Origin of the sequence: Acinetobacter sp. ANC 3813 (assembly GCF_002135435.1) — a bacterium.
Taxonomy (GTDB): domain Bacteria; phylum Pseudomonadota; class Gammaproteobacteria; order Pseudomonadales; family Moraxellaceae; genus Acinetobacter.
The window spans coordinates 188,321-202,041 of sequence record NZ_NEGK01000008.1 but is presented as its reverse complement, the minus strand read 5'-3'; the positions used below and the strand labels follow the sequence as shown (position 1 = coordinate 202,041).

The window sequence follows — 13,721 nt, the reverse complement described above, 5'->3', positions numbered from 1 at the left end:
GTATGGATCTTTTACTGCTGCTTAAAGCAGCAATCATGGGTATTGTTGAAGGTATTACCGAATTTTTGCCTATTTCGAGCACAGGTCATTTAATTCTGGCGTCAGAATTAATGAACTTCTGGACCAAAGAAAAAAGCGATGTTTTTGTTATCGCGATTCAGATGGGTGCTATTGCCGCTGTAATCTATGAATACTGGTCTCGTCTTTGGGGCGCAGCGACGGGTATGTTTACGGGCGAAGAAAAGGGCCGCCGCTTGGGCTTTAGCCTGATTATGGCTTCGATTCCTATTGTTCTGGTTGGGCTGACATTTGGTCAAGCAGTCAAAGAACTGCTGTTTAATGATGTCGCTGTTGCAATAGGCCTGATTGTAGGCGGCTTTATTATTATCTGGATTGAAAAAAATCCGCCGAAAGTGAATGCGCAAGAAGTCGAAAATATCAGTTATAAAGAAGCGATTTGGATTGGTTTGATTCAGGTGCTTTCGTTGATTCCAGGAACTTCACGTTCTGGAGCAACGATTATTGGCGCAATGTTCTTGGGTGTTTCGCGTAAAGCAGCCACTGAGTTTTCATTCTTCCTCGGGATTCCTGTGATTATTGGCGCAGGCCTGCTGGATTTGTACCAAAGCTATCATGTATTCCAAAGCAATGAAGACTGGGCTGTTTTGGCGACAGGTATTATTGTTTCATTTGTCTCTGCACTTATTTTGATTCGTGTATTGGTGGCATATGTTGCGAAGCGTGATTTCATGGTGTTTGCCTGGTACCGCATTGCCTCAGGTCTTCTGATTTTATTGTTTGCATTTACAGGCTGGAAATTATGGTAAGCGATATGCGCTTATATACAGAAGCCGAGTTTGAACCGAAAGCACAGCAGTTCTCTGCTGTGCTTTCTTCTCGTGGGGTTCAGCTAAATATTGAAGTGGTCGAAAAAGTGAATGCACGTTTTCTGCGCTTGAACCCTGAAATAGCGCTGTGTGTAGATGCTGATGGACTTTGGCTGTGCGCCAATGGCATGAAGATGCAGCCGGATTGGAAAGCTGAAACAGGCCGTTTAAAACGCGCATCATTAAAATCTGAAATGATTGCCCGCGCATGCAACCTTGCAGAAAAGCCACAGCTGATTGATGCAACTGCAGGTTTAGGGCATGACAGCCTGCTGATGGCGCATTTAGGCGCACAAGTGACTTTGCTGGAACGCCATCCAATTTTATTTACTTTGCTGGAAGACTCACACCGCCAAGCGATGCAGGATCCATTTTTAAGTGCGGTCGCATCGCGCATTCATTTGGTTTTTGCAGATTCTGCAGATTATCTGCGTGAGCAGGCCGAACAGCACAATGTAACAGATGTAGTGTATTTAGACCCGATGTTTCCGCAGCGTGACCAAAATCAGCAAGCCATTAAAAAGCAGGCGCAAGTGAAAAAGCAAATGCAGCTGCTGCATATGCTGCTGCCTGAAGACGGTGAAATGGATTTAGGCGATAACCTATTGTTACTGGCGCAGCAAGTAGCCAAACGTGTGGTGGTCAAACGGCCTCGATTAGCGGTATTCTTAGCAAATCAGGAACCTCAGCATCAATGGCAGGGGGATGCCTGCCGCTTTGATGCCTATTTTCAGCATGGTCTGGTAATTTAATGTGAGCAAGGCTTCTAAAACTCCATTGATTTGCTATATTGTTGAAAAATAGCATTGATAAAAACTGCATCAGGCATACACTTGCTAATGCGATAAGCGAGCCACCCACTTCATAAGATTTATATGATCGACTTCAAACCTTCCATCAATTTTTGGCATGATTTTAAAGGCAACCAAACTGCGGGGATCTGGCTGTTTTTGGGGTCGAGGCGTTCGCTGCAAATCGTTCATCCATCCATCATGCAATTGGTGTTTTGGGGGATTTTGGGCGGCTGTGCCAATACGCTCTTCAGCTGGCTCAGTACAGGCCGAGTCGGTGAATTTAACCCGCAGGGTTTGATCAGCTATGCACTGTGGCCGTTTATTGCTTTAATTGTCGGGATTTTTCTGTCGCAGCGGGTTAATAATCCGCGTTTGATGCTGGTGCCTGCATTGCTGTGGCTGGTCTTAGACACGCATATCATGCTGTTCCAATGCCTGATTCAATATCTGGGCGATTTAGATTATCTGCCGTATTTCCTGTACGACTACATTCCGACCTTGTTCATCATCCTGTTCGTGTGGCAAAGCCTTGCTGTGGTTTGGGTATTTTCGCGTGAGCTGAAATGGCCGTGGTGGGAACGTGCGCTGATTATGCTGGCAACCCTGTTCACGTTGGTGGTTTGGCAAATGTCTGTTAAAGACCAGCCAATCTGGAAAGTGGAAGAACTGCCGCCAAGTTTTGCAGAAGACGCCTTTTATGCTCAGAGCAAATTGCTGAATAAGTCGCTGGATGATGTGCAGTACGGAGAGTTTGCCCAGACCCATTGGTATTTTTTGGGTGTGGCTGGCGCCAGTTATCAAGACGTATTCAAACTGGAAATTGAGCGAATTAAAGAACAGTTCGATACCCGTTTTGGCACCTTTGGCCGTTCGGTCGCATTGGTCAATCATCCTGCAACTCGTACAGAGCTGCCAATTGCATCTAAAACCAGTATGGAAATGGCGCTGCGCCGTATCGGTCAGCAAATGAATAAAGAAAGCGATGTGCTGTTTTTATACATGACTTCACATGGCCTGCCGAACGTTTTCGAAATGGAAAATGCACCATTGGATTTGGCGCAGGTTGATCCTAAATGGCTGCGTGAAACGCTGGATGCAGCAGGCATCCGCTGGCGTGTGATTGTCATTTCATCCTGCTATTCAGGCAGTTTTGTGCCTGCTCTGCAAAATGACAATACTTTAATTATTACCGCTTCAGCGGCAGACCGCCAGTCTTTTGGCTGTTCAAATGAGGCGGATTATACATATTTCGGCCGGGCTTTCTTTGATCAGGCTATGCGTGAACAGCCGTCCATTGAGGCTGCTTTTGACGAGACCAAAGCGACTGTTGCGAAATGGGAAAGCGCGCAAGGATTTGAGCCGTCTGAACCGCAATGGTCCATTGGTAAAAATATGCAGCTCATGCTGCCGCAGTTAGAACAGCGTTTATTTCCACCAGTCACTGCACCGCAAAAACCAGCTGCCGCAGCGCTAAACTAAGTCTGCCTCTTTATCCTTTCATTGCAGTGCAAACTTAATTTTGCACTGCATTCATTTATCTATCATCTTTACAACATGACCTGCTGGCGGGTTTAAACCTTAAAGTGCGCCCATTGGTGCTGATTTACTGAAGAAGAAATTTAAGAATTCATCATCAAAACTGCATTGGCATCTGCAGCATCTGCGTTAGTATGTGAGTCAGATGAAATAAGGAGCCATTCATGGAAAGGTTAGAACAACACGCTTCATTTGGCGGTTGGCAAGAGGTGTATCAGCATTCGTCCGATGTACTGAAATGCGCAATGAATTTTTCTATTTATTTGCCGCCTCATGCTGCTGGCGAAAAATTGCCGGTCATTTATTGGCTGTCAGGCCTAACCTGCAATGAGCAAAATTTTATTACCAAAGCGGGCGCGCAAAAGTACGCTGCCGAGCATCGAGTGATTCTTGTCGCGCCTGATACCAGTCCGCGCGGTGCAGCTGTTGCCGATGATGAAGCTTATGATCTGGGGCAGGGTGCAGGCTTTTATGTCAATGCGACGCAAGCGCCTTGGTCTGATCATTATCAAATGTATGATTATGTTGTGCATGAGCTGCGCGCTTTAGTCGATGCCAACTTCCCCAGCAATCAAGAGCAAAGCATTATGGGGCATAGTGCTGGCGGCCATGGCGCATTAGTCATTGGTTTGAGAAATCCAGACATTTATCAAAGTATTTCCGCTTTTTCGCCGATTGTTGCGCCGTCACAAGTGCCCTGGGGCAAAAAAGCGTTTACTGCGTATTTGGGCAATGATGAATCTGCTTGGCAAAATTATGATGCCACTGCATTGGTTAAATCCGGCGCTGCACAGAAGCCGATTTTGATTGATCAAGGGGCTGCAGATACATTTTTGGCTGAGCAATTGAAGCCTGAATTATTTGCCGATGCCTGTCAGGATGTGAATTATCCTATTACGCTGAATATGCGTGAAGGTTATGACCACAGCTATTATTTTATTGCCAGCTTTATTGAGTCGCATATCCAGTTTCATGCAGGCCAACTCAAAAAATAAGTTTGAGTTGCCGCAGGCCGATGATTTGTGATTTCTCAGTTTTTATCGTGCAAAAACCGCAACAGGCTGTTGCGGTTTTTTTATGCGGCTGAAACAGATTTCCCACAGAGCCAAGATTGCAAATGCTTTAAAATTCATTCAGTTTAGATACAAAGCCAGCGAAAACATGAATGGCGAGAAGTCAATTTTGAGAATGATGAAATACCTTTTAGAGCCAAAGGAATTAGGCCGCTGTATATAAGATTTCAATTATTAAAATAAATTTAGGTCACTTTATGCAAAATTCAGAAACTTATCCCCATCAAAGTCCAGAATTCCCCCAAAATTTTACTGAAATGCCTGCACCATATGCCTCAGAGCCTTCTGTTGATTTAGGGCTGCAGTATGCATTCCGTTTTAAAGGCACAGCGTCTGAATATTTTGGTATTTGGATCGTCAATATACTATTGACCATTGTCACTTTGGGCTTATATGCGCCATGGGCCAAAGTGCGCCGCTTGCGTTATTTTTATGGCAATACCTGGTTTATCCAGCGCCGTTTTGACTTTACGGGTTTACCTTCAAAAATTTTAATCGGCCGGCTGATTGCTTTGGCGGTATATGCGGCAATCTCTTTAGCGATGAAGTATTCAGTAGAGTTGCTGCTGGCTGGCATGCTGCTGATCTTTTTTGCTGTGCCGTGGCTAATCCGCTCGACCATCCGTTTCCGCGCGCGCAATAGCAAATTCGGCAATAGGCGCTTTTATTTTTCAGGCAGCAATAAAAGCGCCTATTGGTGTTTTTTTAAATGTATTGCCGTTTCTCTGTTGACGCTTGGGCTGTTTGTGCCTGTAGCGGTGTGGCTGTATAAGCGTGAATGCCTGAATCATTTATATGTCGGCCAATTGAGTTTTAAACTCAATGCAGATTGGCCTGCATATATGCGCGCTATGTATATGCCTGTATTGATTTTTCTGGCCGTTATGGCCGCACTGGCGGCAGTGCTGGCCTTGCTTTTTAGCTTGAGCAGCGGCTTGGGCATAGAACATTTTGCGGGCCTGTTTATGCTGGTCTATCTGGTGGGGTATCTGTTTATTTGGCCCTTAATGTTGGCTCGAATTTTTATCACCACATGGAACAGCACCACGCTGAACCGCAGCCAGTTTACGACAGACTGCAATCAATGGCGCTATGCGTGGATTATTTTGAGCAACTGGCTGGCGAAAATTATTTCACTGGGACTGCTCACACCATGGGCGGCAATCCGTTTATACAAATATCAGTCCGAATCTTTAAAGATGGTGCTGGTTGATAATCCGGATGAGTTGATGAATCAGCTGCAGCAGGACCACAATGCTATTGCTGAAGAGCTCAGCGATATCTTCGATTTAGATATTTCACTTTAAGCGCAGATGAATATGATGAATCATTTTGCAGAAGCGGTTTTTTACGATGGGGTCAGCGCTAAGCCGCAGCTGGCGCAGATATCTAAGTACGATGAAAAGCGCGTGCTGGTCAAATATGGCCTGCAGCTGGATACGCAGCGGGTCTACAGCTATGACGAAATGACCCTGATTGGCGCATTGGGCAGCATTAAGCCCATTGTTGAGCTGAAAGATGATTCGCGGATTGAGTTTAAAGATGTATTGCCAGACTGGTTTAATCTTGCGCGCAAAGATCAGTATCACACGATTTGGAAACTGGAACGCAAGCCAAGCCTAATTTTATTCAGCGTGCTGTTTGTGGCGCTGCTGGTGTTCTCTGTAGTGAAATGGGGGATTCCCGCGGCATCGTATCAGGTAGCGCAGCATTTGCCTGCCAAAACCATGCACAGCTGGGGCGATCAGGCAGAAAAATATGTTCTAGACATGACACAGCCTTCGGCATTGCCTCAAGCGCGTCAGCAAGAGCTTAAACAGAAATATCTGCACATGATTGCAGGCGGACCGCCGGCAAAACTGATTTTCCGTGCTGGCGGACAAATCGGTGCAAATGCCCTGGCGATTCCGAATAACACCATTATTGTGACGGATGAACTGGTGAAACTGGCTAAAAATGATCAAGAGTTGCTGGGTGTGCTGGCGCATGAGCAAGGGCATCTGGTAGAGCGCCACAGCATGCAGCAAGCGCTTTCCAGTTTAGGCTTCAGTGTGATTGCTTTAATGATTACCGGTGACAGTTCAGACTTGATTACTACCTTGCCAGCGACAGTCATTGGTGCAAGCTATTCACGTGACTTTGAATCAGACGCAGATCTATATGCTTTAAAAATGATGGATCAGCAGCATATTTCAACCATACATTTCGCCAATTTTTTACAGCGTTTGGCAGCCGATAGCGGTGAGGAAGTAAGTAACAAACGTTCACTGCTGGATTTTTTAAGTTCACATCCCGCAACGCATGACCGTATTGAGGCTGTAACAAAATATCAGCCACAGCATCCAGCGCCATAAAACGAGCAACATGACCGGGCTGCATCAAGTTTTGCCCAAAACTTGAATGCGGAGCATCGCAGCGCCTACCATGCAAATTGGATTTAAGAAGAGCGCTGCCACTGCGCTGTTAATTCTTCCTGACCCATGCGGATTAAATGATCCAGCACAACTTGCTCTAAACGGGGCAGGTCAGTGTCGGGCTGCAGCGCAATAATTTCTACAGCTAGCGCATTCTTTACAGGGCTTAGCTGCACAGTCGCGCTGGGCATGAAAATTTGAAAAAGATCTTCAGATTCAGCGACTTCAAATTTATGCTTCCAATGGTTCAATAAGCGTTTAGCAATGCGTGCCGCTTGTTCTGTGGCGATGTTGGAGCGGGTGGATTGGGTCATGCTTTACCTAGCGTTGAAATTTATATCAGTACTTCGAACATAAAGGATTTATGTCAATTTGGCTATTTAAAACTGTAATGCGCAGGATTCGTCTGGCGGCGCGCTCAGAACAATGCGCTGTGCAGGCAAGCGCCTCTGAGCCAGTTTTGCTATACTAGGGAAAATATCATTCTTCCATAGCCAGGTTCGTCATGTCCAAGCCATTCCTTATTGCGCCTTCAATTTTATCTGCAGACTTTGCCCGCTTAGGCGAAGAAGTTGAAAATGTATTGCAGGCAGGCGCTGATGTTGTTCACTTTGATGTGATGGATAACCACTATGTGCCAAATTTAACTTTTGGTGCCGGCGTGTGCAAAGCGCTCAAAAATTACGGCATTAAAGCGCCCATTGACGTGCATTTAATGGTGTCGCCGGTCGACCGCATGATTGGTGATTTTTTGGAAGCGGGCGCAGATATTATTACTTTTCACCCTGAAGCTTCAGATCATATTGACCGTTCGCTGCAGCTGATTAAAGCCGGCGGCGCAAAAGCGGGTTTGGTCTTTAACCCAGCAACTCCACTGCATTACCTAGACTACGTGCTAGACAAAGTTGACCAAATCCTGCTGATGAGTGTGAACCCTGGGTTTGGCGGTCAAAAATTTATTCCAATGACTTTGGAAAAATTACGTGAAGCGCGCAAAATTATTGATGCCTCTGGCCGCGATATCCGTCTAGAAGTGGATGGCGGAGTGACCCCAGCAAATATCCGTGAAATTGCAGAAGCGGGCGCTGATATGTTTGTTGCCGGTTCTGCAATTTTTGGCAAACCGGATTATAAAGCTGTCATTGATGAAATGCGTTCTGAATTGGCAAAAGCTGGCGCTTCTGAAGTTTAAAATCTATGGATAAATCTGATACAGCTTGTGGATAACTTTATGGATAAACATATGGATATCTATGTCGATAACTATATGGATAACTTGAATAAATAATAAACAACTGTACATCAAAGGTTTATTAATTAGACTTTATATGTATAAAAAGGACTCATTTGAGTCCTTTTTTAAGCGTTAAAAGTATTTGAATTACTGGCTATTTATTCAGCTTAGCTTAAAAATAAGCCTGTTTAAAATATAACTATATTGTTTTAAATGATTTACAATCCTGTCTAAAGCTGGCCTGTAAACCAATACAAGCCGTTGTGCATAAGCGCACAGTTCTTTATGATAGATAGGACATTCAGGTGCTGTGGAAAACTGCATGGTCATTGGCATAAGTGCTCATTGGCTTATTTGGCAGTTGGCTGATCCATGGTTTGGTTTAAAGCAGAGGCGTTATCATTTTGCTGAAATATTTGCGGCGGTATACCAGCTTTGCATTTCTAATGGCTTTGGTCATTGGATGGAGCAGTGTTGCCTTCGCAGTACAAAAGCCTATTCATACGCTGATGATGAATCCATCGATAGTGCTTCAAATAGAAAAAGAATATTCGCCGCAAAATGCAGTTTCGCAAAAGCCTGAACATCAAATGGCATTGCATCAAGCAGCGGGCTTAGATTCATCAGAATATTCTGCTACAGCTCAAAAGCATGCCGCACATGCGCAGCAGACAGAGCAATCTGTTCCACAGGCTCAGGCGGCCATGCCTCACCAGATGCTGGCAGACTGTAATGACAGCAAAACGCAAACAAAGCCGCATTGTTTAAGTGATTTGGCGCAAAGCAAGGGCAGTGCATCATGTGCAGACTGCGCTTTATGGCATTGCCAAATGACCTCTCAGTCTTTACAGGCTCAAACCTTACAGCTGGCTATGCCTGCCTTAGATCAATTGTCCGAACAGCCCAATACTATTCTTCAAGTTCAGCATCTGTCAGGTTACTGGCAAGCGCTGTTTCGCCCTCCTAAAGCTTAATCCGATTTTAGAACACTTTATTTTCAAAGTTTATTCATAAAATTAGGATTGAGTCATGTCTAATAAATCTAGCCAAAGCTTGCTTGCAGGGCTTTGCATTGTGTCGTCTTCATGGGCTTTTGCTGCCGTGAAAGAATATCAGCTCAATATTGATGAAGGCACTGTGCGTGTCACAGGCAAGCCCTTGCAAAGAATTACGGTCAATGGTCAGTTTCCAGCGCCATTACTGGAGTTTGAAGAAGGTGATGATGCGGTCATACGAGTAAAAAATCATCTTAAAACCAAAGATTCTTCGATTCACTGGCATGGGCTGCTCTTGCCGGGCCTGATGGACGGTGTACCGGGGTTTAATGGTTTTAAAGGCATCGCGCCAAATCAGGAATTTGTCTATAAGTTTAAAGTCCGTCAGAGCGGGACGTATTGGTATCACGCGCATTCTAAGGGTCAAGAGCAAGATGGTTTATATGGCGCATTGGTGATTTATCCCAAAGGCAAGCAACCTTTAGCACAGCATGAAAAAGCTGAGCGTGACTATGTGGTGATGCTGTCAGACTTTCATGCGCAAAGTAGCGATCAAATTCAGAATAATCTGAAAAAATCGGCAGAGTACTATCAAGATCGGCGTGAAACTTTGGGTGATGTTTGGCAGCAGACCAAACGTGATGGTCTAAAAGCCATGTGGTCTGACCGCAAAATGTGGAACCAGATGCGTATGTTGAAAACTGATTTGTCAGATGTTACGGGTTATACATTTTTGGTGAATGGTAAAACGCCTGAACAAAATTGGACAGGGCAGTTTAAGCCAAATGAAAAAGTCCGCCTGCGTTTTATCAATGCTTCGGCTATGTCATTTTTTGATGTGTGGATTCCACATTTAAAAATGACTGTGGTCAGTGCGGATGGACAGCCTGTTAAGCCTGTACCTGTAGATGAGTTCCGCATTGGCGCGGCAGAAACATATGATGTGATTGTGGAACCGCAAGCCAATCAATATCAAATTCAAGCAGAGTCAATTGACCGCTCAGGTTCTGCTATTGGGACCTTGCAGAATGAATTCAGCCCTGCAAAAAAACCTTTAGAAATGCCAAAAGCACGGCCGCGTGCGCTATTAACCATGGACGATATGGGACATGGTGCGATGTCGGGTATGGATCACTCAAAAATGAATCACGATGCAATGGCTGGTATGGATCATTCCAAAATGAATCATGATTCTATGGCAGGCATGGATCATGCTCAAATGAATCATGACTCTATGGCGGATATGGATCACTCCAAAATGAATCATGACTCTATGGCGGGTATGGATCACTCACAACATCAGACATCTACTCCAGCAGATAAAGCTCAAGAGACACCCGTACAAGGCTGGGCCAATGCATCTACGCCTCAAGGCAAAAAGGCGCTGCAATACAGTGATTTGAAATCTTTAAATCCACAGCCTGATACGCGTGAAGCGCAAAGCGAATTGGTCATCCGTTTAGGCGGAACCATGGAGCGCTATCTTTGGACCATTAATGGTAAAAAATTTAGCGAAGCTGAACCCTTAAAAGTGAAATATGGCGAGCGGATTCGACTGAAATTTATTAATGACAGCATGATGGCGCATCCGATGCATTTACACGGCATGTTTATGCAGCTGGAAAATGGTCAGTCTGCGGTTGATATGCCCAATAAACACACGATTATTGTGCCGCCAGGCAAAACAGTAACCGCATTGCTTACTGCGGATGAACTAGGAGAATGGGCAATTCACTGCCATCTGCTGTACCACATGAGTGCTGGAATGATGAATAAATTGATTGTTGCCAATGTATCTGAAGGGCAAACCAATACTGCACCAATTTCAGCGCCAGCAGCGTCACAAGGAGAAGCACATGCGCATCATTAATACTATGTTTAAGACTAGCTTATTAACGGTTGCACTTATGCACAGCGCTTGGACGCTGGCTGCAACGGATACTTCAAAAAAAGCACAGTCCATGTCTCATGATGATATGACGATGATGCAGCATGAGATGCATATGTCATCAGACACTGCTATGCAGAATCATCCAAAGAGTGAAAAGCCAGTACAAAAACCAAAAGATTCTTTAAAAGCTGACACAGCTGAAAAGCAGGCACAAAATTGTTCAGCACATACAGGTCAGATGTCTACAGAAATGCATGCAAACATGCAAAAAAATGATCAGGCGCATGCTTGCGCTATGCCAGACATGAAAGGAGGCCAGCATGAACATCATTAAAATTTGTGCGCAATTTGTGCTGGCAAGTTCAGTGCTACTCATTAGCGCAGGCACGATGGCGGATGACATGCATCATGGTATGTCAGCTGCTGAGATAGAGCAGATGCCGCAAATGGATATGCATCAACATGCTGCACATGCGCAGACCGATGCTCGAAAGACGCATCAGCATGATTCATCAGCAGAACAGCAACCTAATGATTCAGCTGTTGTGTTGCCTCAAGCTCAATCCGGCATGCAGCATGACAGCTCGGCAGGGCAAGATTCAGGTTCTGCTTCTACGCATCAGGCGCATGATCACCGCAAAGAACATGGCGGCCAAATTTATACCTCTACAAGTGTGGATCAGAAATGGCAGGTCAATGGACAAGGCGATGGTGCTTTAAAGACTGAGCTGGAAAGCCGTATTGGAACAGATGAAAATAAAATTTTTATTAAAGTACATGCGGATAAAGCAGAGTCAGAAGATGCTGCATGGGATGCCAAAGTGCTGTATAGCCGTATGATTTCAGACTTTTGGGATGCGCAAATCGGCGCACGCTACCGTGCTGAAACAAGACATTTAGAAAATGATCGCACAGGCTCAGAAGAAGCGCTGGATGCGGTGATTGGCTTGCATGGCATGGCGCCGTATTTTTTTGAAACTGATGCTTATGTCTATGCAGGCGAGGACCGTTATTCTGGGTTTAGCCTGGAAACGGAGCGGGATTTATTGCTGACCCAGCAGCTGATTATCAAGCCGTATTTAGAGCTGGATGCTGTATTTAGCGATGAATCGAAATATGCCAAAAAAACAGGCTTGAGCAAGGCAGCACTTGGTTTTGAGACCCGTTATGAAATCAATAAAAAGGTCATGCCTTATTTTGAGATTGCCTATGAATATGAGAAAGGGCATAAGCAAACGGCTTGGCAAGTTTCGACAGATGCCGAACATGGCTGGCAATATGCTGCAGGTATCCGGTTTAAATTTTAAAGCAGATTCCAAAGGCAATTGAATGCATCATTGCCTTTGAATATTAAGCTATCCGCTCGCGGGTAGCTTTTTTATGTGTTGTGTTTTATTTGGTGCGTACAGTGGGTCTTAATTGGGTCAAATTTTGTAAATCTGCGCAAAAACAATGCGTAAATTGGATATAATCTAAAAATTATAGAGGGGGAACGACCTCCCTTGGTGCGGTTTGAGTCAAAGCTAAATTTTTAGTTTTGCTACTGGATCAAGAAAAAACGTCAGGACGGCCTGACTCTAACCATTGGAGTACAGTGTCATGGCTTGGATTATTCTAATTTTTGCCGGTATTTTTGAAATCGTTTGGGCCTATTCAATGAAGCTTTCTGAGGGCTTCACTAAATTAACGCCTAGCCTCATCACCTTATTTTTTATGATCCTCAGCTTTGGCTTATTGGCCTATGCCATGAAGAGCCTGCCTTTAGGCACGGCCTATACCATTTGGACAGGTATTGGCGCGATTGGATCATTTTTGGTGGGTATCTTTATTTTGGGTGAACCTGCAACAGCCATGCGTATGCTGGCGGCAGTGCTGATTGTTTCGGGCTTAATTTTGATGAAGCTTTCATCCAGTTAATCTGCGGCATCACATCTTAAGTTTTAGAATACATTTTTATTTTATTTAGATTGTTTAATTTTATATGTTCGCAGTTTCAGCAAAAGCGCATTGAGTGCGGCTTTTGCTGGCTGCATGCAGGTTTGTTTATATGGCATGGGTTATTTTAATTATTGCGGGTTTGCTGGAAGTGGTTTGGGCTTACTCCATGAAAGTCTCTGAAGGCTTCAGTAAACTCACGCCCAGCATTTTAACCATTGTTTTTATGATTGCCAGTTTTGCATTGCTGTCTTATGCCATGAAATCTTTGCCTTTAGGTACGGCTTATACGGTCTGGACGGGCATTGGCGCAGTGGGTTCTTTTGCAGTTGGTATTTTGATTTTAGGTGAGCCAGCCAATGCTATGCGCATGCTGGCTGCGGTTCTAATTATTTCAGGATTGGTCTTGATGAAGCTGTCATCTTCTTAAATAATGAGATGAGTATTTGAATCAGGCAGCAGGAACGAACATGAAGCTTTCTTATCTGTTTTTGGCATCGCCCGTCGGGCAGCTTAAACTTGTCGCGAATGAAAGCGCTTTAGTTGCCGTGCTTTGGGAAAATGAAAATCCAGACCGTGTACGATTGGCTGAACTTATTGAAGACTCTAAGCATCCGATTTTGTTGGAAGCAGTGCGTCAGCTGAATGAGTATTTTGCAGGAAAGCGTCAGCAGTTTGACCTGCCGCTAGACTTTGCAGGGACGCCTTTTCAGAAAAAAGTATGGCAGGCTTTGTTAAGTATTCCTTTTGGTGAAACCCGCAGCTATAAGCAAATTGCAGAACAGATTGGCAATGTTAAAGCGGTGCGAGCGGTGGGTGCAGCCAATGGCAAAAACCCAATTTCGATTATTGCGCCGTGTCACCGAGTGGTGGGTGCGAGTGGCAAATTAGTCGGTTTCGCGGGCGGTCTGGAAAATAAAGAAATTCTATTGAAATTGGAATCTGAGAAATAAGCTTAAGTT

15 protein-coding genes are annotated in these 13,721 nt (G+C 44.7%); 14 read left to right on the top strand and 1 reads right to left on the bottom strand.

Annotated features, from left to right (window positions below; all coding sequences use genetic code 11):
- Nucleotides 1-2: 2 nt before the first annotated feature.
- The 6 genes from B9T34_RS13325 to B9T34_RS13300 all read left to right on the top strand — a co-directional run bounded on the left by B9T34_RS13325 (nt 3) and on the right by B9T34_RS13300 (nt 6,644).
- Entirely contained in the window at nt 3-827 is an 825-nt protein-coding gene (locus B9T34_RS13325) for an undecaprenyl-diphosphate phosphatase (RefSeq protein ID WP_086213611.1), read from the top strand.
- 5 nt (nt 828-832) lie between these two features.
- The gene (locus B9T34_RS13320) at nt 833-1,639 is read left to right on the top strand and encodes a class I SAM-dependent methyltransferase (protein ID WP_171265208.1); all 807 of its coding nucleotides are present in this window, start codon (nt 833-835) and stop codon (nt 1,637-1,639) included.
- Between the two features lie 123 nt (nt 1,640-1,762).
- Complete coding sequence (locus B9T34_RS13315) at nt 1,763-3,160, top strand: C13 family peptidase (RefSeq protein WP_086213609.1); 1,398 nt, start codon at nt 1,763-1,765, stop codon at nt 3,158-3,160.
- A gap of 221 nt (nt 3,161-3,381) precedes the next feature.
- Entirely contained in the window at nt 3,382-4,212 is an 831-nt protein-coding gene (gene fghA, locus B9T34_RS13310; protein WP_086213608.1) for an S-formylglutathione hydrolase, read from the top strand.
- A gap of 275 nt (nt 4,213-4,487) precedes the next feature.
- Complete coding sequence (locus B9T34_RS13305) at nt 4,488-5,597, top strand: YjgN family protein (RefSeq protein WP_086213607.1); 1,110 nt, start codon at nt 4,488-4,490, stop codon at nt 5,595-5,597.
- A gap of 12 nt (nt 5,598-5,609) precedes the next feature.
- Complete coding sequence (locus tag B9T34_RS13300; protein WP_416202716.1) at nt 5,610-6,644, top strand: M48 family metallopeptidase; 1,035 nt, start codon at nt 5,610-5,612, stop codon at nt 6,642-6,644.
- Nucleotides 6,645-6,727: 83 nt separating this feature from the next.
- On the opposite strand, the gene B9T34_RS13295 is transcribed toward B9T34_RS13300, so the two are convergent.
- Nucleotides 6,728-7,018, bottom strand: a complete 291-nt coding sequence (locus B9T34_RS13295) for a DUF2218 domain-containing protein (RefSeq protein WP_086213606.1) — start codon at nt 7,016-7,018, stop codon at nt 6,728-6,730.
- A gap of 191 nt (nt 7,019-7,209) precedes the next feature.
- Here B9T34_RS13295 and rpe point away from each other — a divergent pair, with 191 nt between their 5' ends.
- The 8 genes from rpe to B9T34_RS13255 all read left to right on the top strand — a co-directional run bounded on the left by rpe (nt 7,210) and on the right by B9T34_RS13255 (nt 13,712).
- Nucleotides 7,210-7,896 carry a ribulose-phosphate 3-epimerase gene (gene rpe, locus B9T34_RS13290; RefSeq protein WP_086213605.1) on the top strand — a complete coding sequence of 229 codons (687 nt, stop codon included), beginning with the start codon at nt 7,210-7,212 and terminating at the stop codon, nt 7,894-7,896.
- 488 nt (nt 7,897-8,384) lie between these two features.
- A complete protein-coding gene (locus tag B9T34_RS13285; protein WP_086213604.1) occupies nt 8,385-8,912 on the top strand; it encodes a hypothetical protein in 528 nt (175 codons plus the stop codon).
- Nucleotides 8,913-8,967: 55 nt separating this feature from the next.
- Nucleotides 8,968-10,803 carry a copper resistance system multicopper oxidase gene (locus B9T34_RS13280; RefSeq protein ID WP_086213603.1) on the top strand — a complete coding sequence of 612 codons (1,836 nt, stop codon included), beginning with the start codon at nt 8,968-8,970 and terminating at the stop codon, nt 10,801-10,803.
- A complete protein-coding gene (locus B9T34_RS13275; RefSeq protein ID WP_086213602.1) occupies nt 10,790-11,158 on the top strand; it encodes a hypothetical protein in 369 nt (122 codons plus the stop codon). The genes B9T34_RS13280 and B9T34_RS13275 overlap by 14 nt, the downstream gene beginning before the upstream one ends.
- Nucleotides 11,145-12,131, top strand: a complete 987-nt coding sequence (locus B9T34_RS13270) for a copper resistance protein B (RefSeq protein ID WP_086213601.1) — start codon at nt 11,145-11,147, stop codon at nt 12,129-12,131. Before B9T34_RS13275 ends, B9T34_RS13270 begins: the two co-directional genes overlap by 14 nt.
- A 292-nt stretch (nt 12,132-12,423) precedes the next feature.
- Complete coding sequence (sugE, locus tag B9T34_RS13265; protein WP_086213600.1) at nt 12,424-12,741, top strand: quaternary ammonium compound efflux SMR transporter SugE; 318 nt, start codon at nt 12,424-12,426, stop codon at nt 12,739-12,741.
- Nucleotides 12,742-12,871: 130 nt separating this feature from the next.
- Complete coding sequence (sugE, locus tag B9T34_RS13260; protein WP_086213599.1) at nt 12,872-13,189, top strand: quaternary ammonium compound efflux SMR transporter SugE; 318 nt, start codon at nt 12,872-12,874, stop codon at nt 13,187-13,189.
- A gap of 40 nt (nt 13,190-13,229) precedes the next feature.
- Nucleotides 13,230-13,712 carry a methylated-DNA--[protein]-cysteine S-methyltransferase gene (locus B9T34_RS13255; protein WP_086213598.1) on the top strand — a complete coding sequence of 161 codons (483 nt, stop codon included), beginning with the start codon at nt 13,230-13,232 and terminating at the stop codon, nt 13,710-13,712.
- The last annotated feature ends 9 nt before the right edge of the window (nt 13,713-13,721 follow it).